11 protein-coding genes are annotated in these 14,573 nt (G+C 42.6%); 5 read left to right on the top strand and 6 right to left on the bottom strand.

Annotated features, from left to right (window positions below):
* Nucleotides 1-74 precede the first annotated feature (74 nt).
* The 4 genes from AACU25_RS27485 to AACU25_RS27500 all read left to right on the top strand — a co-directional run bounded on the left by AACU25_RS27485 (nt 75) and on the right by AACU25_RS27500 (nt 4,699).
* Entirely contained in the window at nt 75-2,324 is a 2,250-nt protein-coding gene (locus tag AACU25_RS27485; protein ID WP_096581107.1) for a TolC family protein, read from the top strand.
* Nucleotides 2,325-2,520: 196 nt separating this feature from the next.
* Entirely contained in the window at nt 2,521-2,898 is a 378-nt protein-coding gene (locus AACU25_RS27490) for a hypothetical protein (protein WP_045867904.1), read from the top strand.
* Nucleotides 2,899-3,057: 159 nt separating this feature from the next.
* On the top strand, nt 3,058-3,561 hold the full coding sequence (locus AACU25_RS27495; protein WP_096581109.1) for a hypothetical protein: 504 nt from the start codon (nt 3,058-3,060) through the stop codon (nt 3,559-3,561).
* Nucleotides 3,562-3,919: 358 nt separating this feature from the next.
* Entirely contained in the window at nt 3,920-4,699 is a 780-nt protein-coding gene (locus AACU25_RS27500) for a photosystem II electron transport protein, Sll1252 family (RefSeq protein WP_096581111.1), read from the top strand.
* Between the two features lie 147 nt (nt 4,700-4,846).
* On the opposite strand, the gene AACU25_RS27505 is transcribed toward AACU25_RS27500, so the two are convergent.
* The 3 genes from AACU25_RS27505 to mnmA form a co-directional block, all read right to left on the bottom strand.
* Entirely contained in the window at nt 4,847-5,623 is a 777-nt protein-coding gene (locus AACU25_RS27505) for an SDR family NAD(P)-dependent oxidoreductase (protein ID WP_096581113.1), read from the bottom strand.
* Between the two features lie 159 nt (nt 5,624-5,782).
* Entirely contained in the window at nt 5,783-7,189 is a 1,407-nt protein-coding gene (locus AACU25_RS27510) for a hypothetical protein (protein ID WP_096581115.1), read from the bottom strand.
* Nucleotides 7,190-7,927: 738 nt separating this feature from the next.
* A complete protein-coding gene (gene mnmA / locus AACU25_RS27515) occupies nt 7,928-8,983 on the bottom strand; it encodes a tRNA 2-thiouridine(34) synthase MnmA (protein ID WP_096581117.1) in 1,056 nt (351 codons plus the stop codon).
* Between the two features lie 422 nt (nt 8,984-9,405).
* Between mnmA and AACU25_RS27520 the strand changes: the two genes are divergently transcribed.
* Nucleotides 9,406-10,239, top strand: coding sequence for a hypothetical protein (locus AACU25_RS27520; RefSeq protein ID WP_096581119.1), 834 nt, complete (start codon nt 9,406-9,408; stop codon nt 10,237-10,239).
* 425 nt (nt 10,240-10,664) lie between these two features.
* Here AACU25_RS27520 and psb28 read toward each other — a convergent pair whose 3' ends face one another.
* The 3 genes from psb28 to AACU25_RS27535 all read right to left on the bottom strand — a co-directional run bounded on the left by psb28 (nt 10,665) and on the right by AACU25_RS27535 (nt 13,928).
* Entirely contained in the window at nt 10,665-11,033 is a 369-nt protein-coding gene (psb28, locus tag AACU25_RS27525) for a photosystem II reaction center protein Psb28 (RefSeq protein ID WP_096581121.1), read from the bottom strand.
* Nucleotides 11,034-11,389: 356 nt separating this feature from the next.
* Entirely contained in the window at nt 11,390-13,015 is a 1,626-nt protein-coding gene (locus AACU25_RS27530; RefSeq protein WP_096581123.1) for a serine hydrolase, read from the bottom strand.
* A gap of 166 nt (nt 13,016-13,181) precedes the next feature.
* Nucleotides 13,182-13,928 carry an RNA methyltransferase gene (locus AACU25_RS27535; RefSeq protein ID WP_096581125.1) on the bottom strand — a complete coding sequence of 249 codons (747 nt, stop codon included), beginning with the start codon at nt 13,926-13,928 and terminating at the stop codon, nt 13,182-13,184.
* Nucleotides 13,929-14,573 lie beyond the last annotated feature (645 nt).

Genomic DNA, 14,573 nt, shown 5'->3' on the forward strand with positions numbered 1-14,573 from the left:
ATTTAGTGACGTGCTATATTCTGTGGTGAAGAAAAGGTTTCTGCCGCTAGATTGATTTTGTGTGAGGGGATGCGGTGAAAGGACAGCAATTATTCCATACTTTTTTGCCTGGTGTAACAGCAGCAGTATTGACAAGTCAGCCTGCTTGGGCTGGTACTGTGAAAGTTGATCGGGTACAGCTGACATCTTCTCCTAATGTTGTGACTTCTACATATAGTCAAACCTTAGTTGCAGATGGTACGAATTTCCAATTGAATGACCCGGTGGGGAATAAGTTTACCACCTTAGTACCTACCAGTAATTGGAATTTACGGGATGTGAAACGGTTAAGCGATCGCACTTTACCCGCGATCGCTATAGGCAATAATAGTTCGTTTAAAGCACAAATACTTAGAGAAAATCAAAGTAGATTTTTCCATCTGACATCTACCTCATATATTTCCCAACAACCAGATTTAAAAAAATCTCCTGAAAGCAACCAAATACAAAATAACTTAGCCACCACTGGAGAAAAATTAGAGCAGAAAGTCGTTTCTAGTTCTAGAAGAAAACTGTCGCTGATTGAGCAAAGAAACTTACTGTTGTCTGCTTCACAACCAGTAATTACCCAAAAGAAAAATCCTCAAGCTCAATTGCAGGCAGCTTTATCACCTAAAACTATAAATCTCGGCTCGGCAAAGTTGTTGGAAATACCCAATTGCTCAGAGGGATCAGGGAACAACTCAACCTCTTCAGGCTATTTACTTTTAAAATCTGGAAGCTGTCAAACCGCTACAACTGCTAAGGATCTACTGGCTCAAACACCTGGTAGTGCTGTACAGGTTCCCACCGCGCCAGCAACAGGAACTCCCACGCCTGGTAGTGCTGTACAAATTCCCACTACACCAGCAACAGGAACTCCCACACCAGGGGTTACGGTACCTGTAACTGCGCCAGCTACCGGCACTCAGACACCCAGTGGTACCGTGCAGGTTCCAGAAAACTTAACTCCTAACCCCAATCCGCTGCAATTTCCTACTAAACCCGAAGAAGTTACCATCCAAGGAAATCAGCCGATTACTTTGGCGCAAGCATTGGAGTTAGCAAAGCGTAGCAATCGGCAGTTACAGGTGTCGCAGTTAGAGTTGGAGCGTAGTCGAGCCGCGCTACGTGAAGCGCAAGCTGCTCTGTTTCCCACTGTTGGTGTGAGTGCTGATGTGACTCGTCAGCGTACTGTTTCCGAGACCTACAATGTCAAAGTCCAACAGCAGGGACAAGAAGGACTACCACCTGCATTCCGCGAACAAATTGACCCAGCACCCAGTACAACAAATTTTAATGGTCAAGCTCAACTCAGCTATGACATCTATACTTCTGGTAGCCGCCAAGCTAATATTCGTTCAGCTGAAGAACAGGTACGTTTTAATGAGTTGGCGGTAGAGAATCAGGCTGAAGAAATTCGCTTGACTGTCTCTACAGATTATTACAATCTGCAACAACGTGACGAACAAGTACGCATTGCTCAGTCGGCGGTAGCAAATGCCCAAGCGAGTTTGCGGGATGCCGAAGCATTAGAGCGAGCTGGGGTTGGTACGAGATTCGATGTGCTGCGTTCTCAGGTAAATTTAGCGAACTCACAACAGGATTTAACTAATGCTATTTCCTTACAGCAAATAGCTCGCCGTCAGTTAGCAGCTCGGTTGAGTTTGCCACAGTTGGTAAATATTACAGCCGCAGATCCTGTAAGATTAGCTGGCCTTTGGAACCAGACATTAGAACAAAGTATTATCCTCGCTTTGCAAAACCGCCCAGATTTACAACAACAATTGGCACAACGGAACATTAACGAACAACAAAGACGGCAAGCATTAGCAGCTTTAGGGCCACAGGTGAGTTTAATTGCTAGCTATCAGTTGTTCGATCAGTTTAACGATAATATCAGCGTTGCCGATGGTTATTCAGTAGGGGTCAGAGCGACACTCAACTTATTTGATGGTGGAGCAGCTAGAGCCAGAGCAGCACAAGCCAGAGCAAATATTGCGATCGCGGAAACAAATTTTGCTGAACAGCGCAATCAAATCCGCTTCCAAGTAGAACAAGCCTTTTCTACCCAGCAATCTAGTTTAGAAAACGTTCAAACTGCCAATACTGCTCTCGAACAGGCTAGAGAAGCTTTGCGCCTAGCACGTTTGCGTTTCCAAGCAGGTGTAGGTACTCAAACTGATGTGATTAACTCAGAAAACGATTTAACCAGAGCCGAGGGTAATCGGATCACAGCAATTTTGGACTACAACCGCGCTTTAGCTCAGTTACAACGCGCTGTCACTTTAAGAGCATTTCGGTAAGGGTCAAAGGTCAAGGGTCAAGGGTCAAAGTTTGTAGAGACGCGATTCATCGCGTCTTTACTCAAAGGTCACCCTTGCTCCCCAATCCCCAATACCCAGTCCCCAATCCCCAGCCCCCCTAAGCCGAACGATGAATAATCAATCAAAATTGGAATAACATAGCTGAGTATTTAATTACTCGGCTGACGATACGCATATGACTACAGTTACATCACAAGAAATTGCACAGTTTCGCTCTCAATTAACAGATGATCCTAGGGCAATGGAAGTACTGGACTTAATTGAGGACTGTGAGGGGGATTTAGAAGATGCTGCGATGACCCTAGCCATTAAAGCAGGACAGGAGCCAGAAAGGGCTAATTCTGAATGGTTAGATGCTTTGGCAAGAAAGTGGCGGGCTGTAATTTGTGAGCAAGAATATCGGGGTGAATTGTTGACTGGTTCAATTAAAGAGATGATGGCATATCTTTATACAATGCCGACATTTCCTAAAGTTTTGGCAGTACCCGTTTTAATATATGTAATCAAACAAGGTGTAAATAATTTTTGCGAACCGTTAGATTTGCTCAAATGATTGGTAGGGCGGCGCAATTAAATTTAACTGGCTAAGGCTACCATTGTTTATTGTTCATTCGCCAATCGAAAATCTCAAATCTCAAATCCAAAATTGTCTGACCTGCACTGGTACGCTGTTAATTAAGGCAAATTTTCCAAAGACAACCTTTCTGAAACAATGTATTACCTTGTTGCCGTATTAGCAGACCGTATCCAAGCTGAAGCTGCTTACTTAGCTCTAGAAAAAGAAGCCATAAAAAGTACTATCCTTGGTAGAGGTTATAAGACTGCCGATGAGTTCGGCTTGATTGACCCTCAAGAACAAGCCAAGAAGCAAGTACGGCTGATGGCAATCTGGTTAGTACCCTTCGGCTTTTTTGCGGGCTTTACCTTTAGCTACATTACGGGTTTAGATACCTTTGCTTGGGCTGGTGAAATTGGCAATCACATTGTCGGGGGACTACTAGGTGCAGCTAGTGGTGCTATGGGTAGTGTGTTTGTTGGTGGTGGAGTCGGTTTAATTTCAGGTGGTGGAGATGCTTTACCCTACCGGAATCGCTTAGATGCAGGTAAATATCTCGTAGTAGTTCAAGGTTCTGAAATTCTCACCAAGCAAGCAACCAGAATTTTACGCCAGTTTGAGCCAGAAAATATGCAGGGTTACGCAGATACCACAAGTTAAGGGACTTCTACGTAAAAAATATCCCATTGATGGGCAGAGGGGCAGGGGGCAGGGAGCAGGGAGCAGGGGGAGTAAAATTCATACTAAGTCTAGAAATTGGAATAATTTATTTTTTGGAGTTCCTAAAGGCTAAAGGATGAAAAAAAGTAATTAGATACAAATCCTAAATTTGTAATTTTATGGGATATTCTCTTAATCCTTCATTCTTCTCCTCTCGGAGACGCTACAGGTAGCTTGCTTCTTTGCTGGGGTAAGTACTTCACACTTCAGATAACGTTAAAATTAAAGAGTAGTCAGGAGTAATGAGTCAATATTGTTTGATTGTTGACTTGTAGCTCAAAACTCTTAATTTTTAAGAATGTTGCCCAGAGAAGAACTTTTAAAAGGCGTTGAAAATCGAGACAGTGTAGCGCGTGTAATCGATCAAGCAGAACAAGCAATTAAAACTTGGGAAGTTGTGCTGACAGATTTTTTGTCTCCCCCAGAATTAGCAGAAATTCAACGCGTATTTAGTCGGTTAACAGAGGTGCAGTTGGTGGCGTGGGGTGGATATCCGCAAGCTGAACGCCAAAGATTAGCGATCGCACGCGCAGAAATACCTTTAGATCAGTCTCAAGTTGCTGTAACAGCATTAGAAATTGCTGGGAATTTTTTGTTTGATACCGCCACACACCGCGACTTTTTAGGCGCAATGTTAGGGACAGGCATCGTCAGAGAAAAGACAGGAGATATTATTGTCTTAGGCGAACGCGGCGCACAAGCAATTGTTGCACCAGAGTTAGCAGAATTTTTAGAGATGAATCTCAAGCAGGTGCGATCGGTTCCTGTAAAAACCCAACCTATTGAAATTAGCGAATTGAAGGTTAGAGAACCGAAGAAAAAAGAAATGACTACTGTCGAGGCTTCTTTAAGATTAGATGCGATCGCCTCTGCTGGTTTTGGGATGTCTCGAAGCAAAATGGTTGATTTAATCGATTCCGGTGATGTGCGCGTTAACTGGAAGGATGTTTCCCAAGCTAGTTCTCAAGTAAAAACAGGGGACTTAATTGCCATTCGTGGTAAGGGACGTTTAGAAGTTGGGGAAGTTGCTGTTACGAAAAAAGACCGTTATCGCGTACAGTTAACTAGATTTATGTAAACCATTGTTAGTACAACAAAGTTGTCATCCCAATTCACATAAGGTTCCAATAAATCCATGATTAAAAAGGACACAACATAGTTGTGTCCATATTTATATTTCGCGTTCTTTTTCCAAATCTAATTACGAATTACGAATTACGAATTATTAGACTTTAAAACTTCTTGCCAACATATTTAGCAAAATTTTTCTTGGTACTACTCTAGCTAATGTAGTTCTAACTTGAGTTTTGACATCACCAATTACAACGCTTGGTTGCCAATTCTCCAAAGCTTTTAAAGAAGCTTGGACAACTTCTTCACTAGTAAACATTTGATTTGTATTACCTGCTAAAGTTGGTGGAAAATTAGCTTCAGCAAAAAAGTTAGTTTCTATTGGGCCCGGACAAGTCACAAGAACACGAATACCATAAGGGCGATTTTCTGCCCATAATGCTTGACTAAAACTGAGAATAAAAGCTTTGCTAGCAGCATAAACCGAAAGATAGGGCATCGGTTGAAATGCCGTAATTGAAGATACATTAATAATGCTGCCTGATTGACGTTGGCGCATCAAAGGCAGAAATTTATGAGTTAAATCTACTAAAGATAGAATATTTAATTGGACTATTTTGACTTGCTTTTCTCCATCGGAACTAGCAAAATCTCCATAATCACCGAACCCAGCATTATTAATTAATAAGTCAATAGATAACCCCTTGGCTTGTATGGCTTCAAAAACTGCTTGAGCCGCATTAGGTTCTGTTAAGTCCTTAACTATAAATTCAACTTTAATTTGATAATTTTTTTGGATTTCTTCAGTAAGCTGATGCAGTTTATCTGCTGAACGTGCCACTAAAACTAGATTTGTATTACGTGCAGCTAGTTCTTGGGCAAAGGCTCTACCAATACCACTAGAGGCACCTGTAATTAAAGCAGTTGACATTCTAAATATTTTACGGAAAATTCTATCAACTAATAGATATTAACAATAGTTATTGTACTTTTTACCCATCTGAAGTGATATAGCAAAATTCCAAAAGTCATACTCAAAGGTATATGAATGTTTTGTAGCGGCACAGCATTGCTGTGCCCTCAGCAGCTATTATCTACTTCTGCGAATAGCACCTTGCCAATTAATAGTTTGCTTCGCCGAACGTCCACCCAACGAACGAGTAGCGACAACCTCAATATCAACATTTACACCGGAAGTCAACTCTACAGGACGCGACATCGGTAGCTTACCTAATGCTAAGGTAAAACGATTATAGTCGCGGCTGACAAGTTCCGCAGGTATATCACCTTCGTATAAAGTCAGGTAATCAGACAAGCCAGAAGAACTATCCTTTGCCCGGAATTTTACCCGAAACTGAGTCTGAATTGCTTGAGATTTTGCTGCCAAATCGACAATTTTCAAATTGAGATTCTGTTCTGCACCAGCAAATTCTGCTACTGCTAACCTTGTCACATCTTGCTTGGAGATTGCATTCTTGACTGTAAAAGTAGTCAAATTAGTCGTAGTCTGGCTGCTACCATCAACCCACAAATCCTCTGGAAAAGTAATTTCTACTTCCTTACTATCATTTAAATTCAAGGTGGCTACAGGATTACCAAAGCTGCTAATGGGTTGCTTTTCTTGCCAAAGTAGCTGAAAAGCCCCTTCTAAACGGCGATCAAATTCCCGATATTCATCTGCAATTACTGAACCAGACGCAAGTAAAGAAGCAGCCCCATTGCGATTATTCCATTTATTTTTGGAAAGGTTAAATTGTTTACCAGTTAATTCTGCAACAGCAGCTTGCAAAGTTGGTAAATCCCCCGCTAAGGATTCTTTACCTTGAATAATACTTAAAATTCCTAAGCGCCCTTGCCTACCATCGCCACCATCGCTACCATAGCGCCCATCTCTGCCATCGTTACATCGGTAAACCTTATCCGTACATTTATAATCGGGGCTTCCAGGGGTTCCCGTACAAGTTTTGACTTCCCAACTGCGTACACGACAATTGCAACCTCTAGCACCATTACCACCGCGTCCACCGCGTCCACCTTCGCCCCCACTAGCGCGAATTAAAACTTGCCGCAAGTCTGCCAAATTGGTGTAATAGGCTGTAACAGAACCTCCATTTCCGCCATCTCCGCCTCTACCACCGGCACCACCATTCCCACCACTGGGTGCATTAATATCACGGTTGACGTTCTCATGTTTGTAACCGCAGTCAGCTTTACTCCCACGTTGGCCATCTTCTCCATCCTCACCATTTTCCCCGGCGAGATTGAGATTCACAGGAGTACCATCTACAAAAATAGTTTGGTTTTGACCGTCGCGCCCATTTCTTCCTGTTCGCCCATCACTTCCTGTATTACCATCTGTGCCATAATTCTTACCACCTTTCCCATATTCCCCCTGAGCAAATGCTGGGCATAAAACTGAGCCAGAGGCAGGTAAAAAGCTAGTAAATAAACAAAAGGTCAACAGCAGTGGCAGCTTACGCGAAAAACCCTTGTACATCGGTGAACACTTAAATAGTTGCAACTATTTATGACGCTATATTTCAGTATTTTGCTCCCCTATGTCAAGTGGTGCGGAATACTGAAAAATGCAGTACTGGATTATACCAACTTAAATAATGTTTGCGATCAATAAATTCTTTGTGGGGGCACGGCAGCAGTAAGATAATTTTATGTACCACAAGATTGTGGACACTGGTGTCAACTTAACGTGAAACCCGCTTGGTTGCAAGGTTTCGCCCTCACCCCCAGCCCCTCTCCCACCTGGCTATCCATTAGTCACATCTTTCTTTACAATCTTGAAATGCTTATTTTGTGGGCATCTTGAACACTGAGGTGTCAAACATACTTGACAGATTAACTCTTAGTCTTCTCGCTAAAATTAGGTTTTTATTGAGAATTGATGACGAAGGAATCAGGGTTATAAAAAGCGTGAGTGAATACTCTCGTAAATGTTGAGAAAGATCCGGGTAATGGATAGCCCACCTGGAGAGGGGAGCAAGAGATTTAGTTCCCCTTCTCCCGGGGGAGAAGGGGTTAGGGGATGAGGGCGCGAGGTAATTGTACAACGCTCGCCCTATATAGCTTTTAGCTTAAGTTGACACCAATGGTGGATGCCGTGCGCCTACAATCTGTCGCATTCTTTTTTCAAATTGCTATAAGAGAAGCGGGCAAGATGCCCGCTCTACAAGAGTTATATGATTAATGTTTGGACATTATCTGGTTGCAATCTCAGACTTTAGGCAAACTGCTCAATAATTCCGCCGCCTAAGACTTTCTCGCCTTCGTACCACACCGCAGCTTGTCCGGGGGTGATGCTGAACTGGGGTTCATCAAACACTAAACGGACGCGGGAGTTTTCTAAGGGAATTACCGTGACTGGGGTAGGTTGGGAACGATAGCGAATTTGCACTTCAGCGTGAATAGGGGCGGATGGTTCAGCAATGGAAACCCAATTTACCCGATTAACAGTGCATTCTGGTTGGGTGGCTTTAGTGCGATCGCCTACTACCACTTTATTATTAACTGCATCTAATTCAATCACATACAGGGGTTCGGCGGCAGCAATACCCAAGCCTTTACGCTGCCCAATGGTGTAATGATGGACACCATCGTGCTGTCCCAAAACTTTACCGGATGCATCGACAATATCGCCTGTTTTGGGAGCGAGATATTTATCCAAAAATGCCCGCATGGAACCGTTGCTTTCTACCAAGCATAAATCTTGGCTTTCTGGTTTGTCGGCGGTTGCAAGATTGTATTCAGCCGCAATCCGACGGGTGTCAGCTTTTTGCATCTCACCTAGGGGAAATACGGTAGCTGCTAGTAAATCTTGAGACAAATCGTAAAGGAAGTAAGATTGGTCTTTATTGCGGTCGATAGCTCTTAAAAGCTGATAACGTCCAGTAGCTTGATCATAGTTAATGCGGGCATAATGACCCGTAGCGATGCGATCGCATCCCAGTTGTTCGCGAGCATACTGTACCATTGGGCCAAATTTCACAGTTTTATTGCACTGCGAGCAAGGCAGAGGAGTGATCCCAGCGCTGTAACCAGAAACCAAGAAATCGACAATATTGGTCTGAAAGACATCGCGAATATCAACAACTTGATGGGGAATACCCAATTGTTCGCAGATATTAGCCGCGTCGATCATTCCTTCAGAGCAACATTGACCTTTGCCTTTCATTAGCCAAAGGGTCAAACCAATAACTTCATAGCCCTGATTGTGTAGAATTGCAGCAGCGGCGGAACTGTCAACGCCACCGGAAAGACCAACGACGACTTTTTTCATATCCTTTAAATATTTATGCGGCCAGATTATGAGGCTAGTGCCTGCTTATCACACTCATGCTAAACATCAAACGCAGGTTTTGCGGTATTAAAATCCATGCCATGCAGCTTGATTCTGTTAAATTGTAGCATATGTAACTTAAAAGCCTTGCTAGATAAGCACTTCAGGATATATAAGTAATAATAACCAAATTTGAGATTGTGAATTTTTGGTTTTCCCTGCAATCTTAAGGATAAAAATCCACTCACTCTAGCCTAAGCCCCTGTTTATTATTCAGCGTTAATCATAAATATTCCAGATTTTGTGGAAACCTATGCAATGCCACTCAGCCGGAAAAAAACTTTCTAAGTTAACACTGATGTAGGTGCTACGACAGACGGCTCTATTTCCCAAGGAAATTATTGAGAACACCTGTTACTACTATGTCCAAACAAATACCAGATCAACTGATTGCATTTCCGATTGTGCCTTTTTTCCTGGGAGGATGCTTGGCGTTACTCCCCGACTCGACAACTCCGGTACAAGCACAAACTCCCAAAGGTAGCTTTTTAATAGCAGAACGAACAGTGGTTAACACTTTACCACCGCCGCCCAGTTTCCAAACTATTCCTTATAATCAACCACGAACCACAACACAAGCAACACCCTGGAATACATATAATCCAAAATTTCAGCCCTCACCTAAAGTGAGGGTTAATAAATATAATCAAACCTATCGTTCTTACCAAACAGTGCAAGCTACTTCCTATAGTTGGAGTGCCGAGCGCTATATAGTATATGTTGAAGGCAACGATTACCAGCAATTGCAACGTATACGTCAGCTAGAACGCAGTGCTTATATCCGCCATTTCAATGGACGTGCTGTGATTCAGTCGGGAGCCTTTAGCAGACAAACTAATGCCCAACAACGAGTTAGAGAGCTGGAATTAAGCGGAATCAATGGGGCAAAAATTGTCAAATCTAATGGGCAGGCAGTTGCTGGTTCTTCTTATGGCACTGGTGGAAGAGGGCCTTCGAGACAAGAGCAGACCAATTATTACTATGTAACTATTCCTGCGAGAGCGCAAGATTTATCATCTATTGCCAGTCGCATTCGCCAAAACTCTGGACGTTATGACATTGTAGTAGAAAGGCAAGAACCACTGGGGCCTCATGTTGCTGTAGGGCCTTTTGCTGAACGTTCAGATGCGGAACGATGGAATGACTATCTGCGAGAGTTGGGATTTGATAATGCCAGAGTTTATTACGGTAGGTAAGTTGCTACAGACGCGATTAATCGCGTCTGTACAAGAGTGCTGAGTAAAAATTCCATTCCGACTTTTATGCAACGCTTGTGAAATTTTTTCATCTAGGCTACTTACTGATATCTTGCCTTGCACGTGAGTGCAAGGCTGATAAGTAGGTCGGCGAAATTAAAGATAACTGGCTGAGGCTGTCATTCTTACAAAGTTCTGAGCGGAGGTTTCCTCCGCTCAACGCCAGTTCGTTCAAGTCGGGAAACCCACCCACACGACTGGCTCGACTTTGCGCTTTGTCCTTGGTCATTAACTCTTGGGTGAGCATCTCGACGTAAATGTTTGAGGATTTGTAATTCTACATCCATTGCCCTACTTACCTTTCAGGGTTTTTTATGTTCATCTTTTTATTTAGAATACCCGGAAAGTGACAGAAAATGGATAAGTTAACGTTCGCCATATTCCATGCCATTTGCTTCAGCGTAGCGGTGCATAAAACGCATAAATCTTTCCCAATGATCATCTTGCTCTATTTCAAATTTACATTCAACTTGCTGTAATTCATCACCTTCATCACCACCAAAAATGAAGCGAGTAGAAGAAGGAGTTACATTAATTTCTCCTTCTTCATCAGTTAAACGTAATGAATTTAAAGATGGTTTAGTAAAGCTATTAAACCCTTCCAAAGCTTGTAATTTTTCAAAAAACATGACTACTATGCGTTTACCCGTGCGAACTTCACGCCGCAAGCTGACATTACTCAGTTCTTCAAAAAGTCCTGAAAAAAATTGGATAGAAGGTGTTGTTGATTCCATATTTAAATGAAGAATTAAAAACTATGAAGGATAAAGGATGAAGATTAGAAATCTGATGATTTCTTACTTCATCCTTTTAAGGAGTATTCTTCATTTATTTTCAGTCTTAAGTGGTGTTCAGTAATTCGTAATTCGTAATTCGTAATTAAGAACCTCAGGTTTTATCTGGGCTTGCAGGTTTAAATATATTGCCGAATTCACAATAATTTAGTATAAAAACCTACAAACCCCAAATGCCAGACCACAACCTTTGTGGCTGCTTCCCAATATCATATTCGTCTAAAAATAAACGATAATTCCTATATTTGCCCAAAAAACAGAAATATTCTTTTTCCCCCTGCCCCCTGCCCCCTGCCTTATCTCGGTGGGTAATATTGCGGGTTCATGACTGGATATGGATAACCAGTATTTGGCATAGGATTTACCATACCATTTGGGTAAGGAGCCATAACTGGGGCCGGATAACCATTCATTGGTAATGCATTACCCCCATTGTTAGGCATCATGGGTACATTGTTAACCCCATTATTGGGCATTACTGGTACAGTATTAACACCACTGTTGGGTACAGAGGGTGACATAACTGGAGTCTGATAACCAGTGGTTGGTATAGGGCTACTTGTCACATTGGGGATAGCACCATTTTGGCTAAATTGTTGGTAAGCTGCACGCGAAATGCCGCTAATCAGTTTTTCGGCGCGGGCATCGTTGTTGGGACGCTGTACCATGACTGCGGCTATGTAGCGCTTACCAGTAGGAATATCAACTAAACCTGCATCTGCCAGCATTGTACCAATATCGCCTGTTTTATGGGCAATAGTAGCGCCTGTGCCCAAACCGGATGGGAGTAAATTATCTCTTTCAGTTTGGCGCATAATATCGAGTAGGCGATCGCGCGATCGCATATTCACCAAGTTACCCTGATTTACCATCGCCATTAATGTGGCTAATTCCTTGGGACTGGTGGTATTGGTTCCTTGTAAATCGGGGAGTTGATTACGAATGGCTGTAGTTGTTAAACCCCAACTGCGGAACCTTTGGTTAAGTGCTTCTATACCTCCCAAGCGCGCAATCAGCATATTTGTAGCTGTATTGTCGCTGATCGTAATCATTTTTGTGGCGACTTCTAAAGCCGAATACTGGGTTCCCGCCGGCTTGTATTGCATATTTCCGGAACCACCAGCAATCATACTTTGCTGCATGGTCAGCATTTCATCTAGCCGGATTTTCCCTGCATCTAAATCTTGGAAAAAGGCTACTAAGATAGGAACTTTAATTGTACTAGCTGCGGGGAAACTGGCGGCACTATTAATATCTACATAAGAACCTGTATCTAAATCAACTAATAAAACCCCTGGTGTGAGACTAGGGTTTGCCGCCGCCAGGTTTTGCACGGCAGTTTTTAATGAGGGAATTTCTTGTGATAAAGATAGTCCCGAGGGTGTTGCAGCATTGGGTGTAGGTTGGGTTTGTCCGGCGTTGGTATTAGATGAGGATGAAGATGTGGGAGTCATCCGCGAAGCTGGATCTAATATAGATAACACCGTACCCATAATGGCACCAATCCCAACACCTACGATTAACAACCGTAAGGTATATAGCAGGGTTCTAGCCATTGGCTTTAAACGCGTCTTGCGCGATCGCACCACAGTTTTTGCCACCCCATGCTGATTTACCCGCACTGTTTTTAACTTCACAGTGTTGGATTGCACTTGTGGAGTCGCTACCTTGTTTCTAGGTATGGGTTTGACTGCGGCTGGCATGACTAATCCTGCCTTGGATCTAGAGCCGCTAGCCACCATTGGTGTATAACTGTTACTATTTGTTACACGCGTCAGTGGCGCTTCTTTTGCACCAGCACGTTTCTGCGCGGGTACTTTCGTCTTTTTTTGTTCCACCTTTTGGACTTTGCGTGGACGCTGGCGGCGGTTTTTGGGTTCACGCCGCGAGAAAGGTATTTGTTTGTCAATCGATTCTGACACGGCTACTCCTTGCGACCCAATGCACTGGTATTATGCCAACTCCCAAACCAAAAATTTCTTCTCAAGCACTGAAATACAGACATCACTTTTTGCCACTAAGTAGCATTTTTGTGTTTAGTTTAGGCCATATTATCTATTTTGGGGGGAGTAATGGGTATATGTTAATCTACGAATCGCAGTTTTCGCGATCGCGAGCATTTTTCAGTGCCCATTCTACCTGCCGCAAAATTCCCCGTAACATAGCTACTTCTGTAGTTTGCAGCTGTGTACGATTATATAACTGGCGGAATTTCTCCATCCGACTGGCGGCGGTATGGGGGTAAAGATAACCAATTTGCAGCAATAAAGCTTCTAATTCTTGATAATATGCTTCCCGCATCTCCCAAGGAGCAATTTCTGTGGCTAATGTGGGTTGAGCTTCTGGTTGCTCGATAAATTGAGCCATTTCATAACAACAAATCGCTACCGCTGTTGCCAAGTTCAAGGATTGATAATTTTTATTGCTGGGAATTGTGACGAACCTTTGAGCATAATTTAATTCTTCGTTACTCAATCCCCTATCTTCCCGACCAAAAACCAGCGCTACTGGTTTTTCTGGTTCTGCGAGTAACCAAGGAAGTGCAGTGCGGGGATTTTCTAAAGGGATGTCCCAACTGCTAACTCTTCCCGTTGTGGCTATAACTCGAACACATCCTTGTAAAGCGGCTGGTAAAGTTTCCACCACCACAGCAGATTCTAAAATTTCTTTGGCATGAACTGCCATTTTCATTGCTTCCATCGACAGGCGATCGCATTGGGGATTGACGATTACCAGCTGATGCAAGCCAAAATTTTTCATTACCCTGGCGATTGAACCGACATTCATGGGGCCAGCTGGTTCTACCAACACAATTCTCACCCCAGCTAATCCCATTTTTTGCCTCCCGCTATCCCAGCTAAATCAAGTAATTCTCGTTATTTTACCTTTTGCGGAAGATTCTCCTAGAAATTATTTTCGCGATTTTGGCGGATGGCGTAATTTTTGTAGTGAATATCTAATATCAGTCTAATATCATGTTCTATAGGCTACCGATCAAAAATTAGGGCCAGCGTTACGCAGTTACGCTTAGACGCAAAGTAGTGAGAAAGTCGCAGTATATTCTCGGAGGCGCGATATATAGCGAGTTTCCCTCTCTGGCATTAATGATGTTAAGAAAGTTACATCTAAACTAGGAGGTGTTTTATTAGGATAGCGATCGCATCATCTTAGTAAGATTAGTATTTTTTTTGACACAAAATACTCTATGACTGATCAATACTTTTGCTCATGCTTGAGCAAGGACACACAAAGGTTGAAATTTAGTATGAAATTTAACTACTTTAAACTCAGAGTTTCAATAAATATCTGAGTAAATATTTGGTTAAGTTCAAAGAAATATTACAGCAACAATAAGATGTTTATTCTTTATACCTATATATAGCTATATGTTTATAGAATAAATTGAATAGCTCACTGTCAGTCAATAGTATAAGCTTCACAAGGGTTATGGTCATGATTTATCCTTTACTGGCAATGAAC

This window comes from Tolypothrix tenuis PCC 7101 (assembly GCF_963874875.1).
GTDB classification, from domain to species: Bacteria; Cyanobacteriota; Cyanobacteriia; order Cyanobacteriales; family Nostocaceae; genus Aulosira; species Aulosira tenue.

What these genes read in the sequence shown, in the direction of transcription:
- AACU25_RS27500 (WP_096581111.1), top strand. Translation starts at nt 3,920, where the DNA reads ATGTTGCCCAGAGAAGAACTTTTAAAAGGCGTTGAAAATCGAGACAGT.
- psb28 (WP_096581121.1), bottom strand. Translation starts at nt 11,033, where the DNA reads ATGGAATCAACAACACCTTCTATCCAATTTTTTTCAGGACTTTTTGAA.
- AACU25_RS27535 (WP_096581125.1), bottom strand. Translation starts at nt 13,928, where the DNA reads ATGGGATTAGCTGGGGTGAGAATTGTGTTGGTAGAACCAGCTGGCCCC.
- AACU25_RS27505 (WP_096581113.1), bottom strand. Translation starts at nt 5,623, where the DNA reads ATGTCAACTGCTTTAATTACAGGTGCCTCTAGTGGTATTGGTAGAGCC.
- AACU25_RS27520 (WP_096581119.1), top strand. Translation starts at nt 9,406, where the DNA reads ATGTCCAAACAAATACCAGATCAACTGATTGCATTTCCGATTGTGCCT.
- AACU25_RS27495 (WP_096581109.1), top strand. Translation starts at nt 3,058, where the DNA reads ATGTATTACCTTGTTGCCGTATTAGCAGACCGTATCCAAGCTGAAGCT.
- AACU25_RS27490 (WP_045867904.1), top strand. Translation starts at nt 2,521, where the DNA reads ATGACTACAGTTACATCACAAGAAATTGCACAGTTTCGCTCTCAATTA.
- AACU25_RS27510 (WP_096581115.1), bottom strand. Translation starts at nt 7,189, where the DNA reads ATGTACAAGGGTTTTTCGCGTAAGCTGCCACTGCTGTTGACCTTTTGT.
- mnmA (WP_096581117.1), bottom strand. Translation starts at nt 8,983, where the DNA reads ATGAAAAAAGTCGTCGTTGGTCTTTCCGGTGGCGTTGACAGTTCCGCC.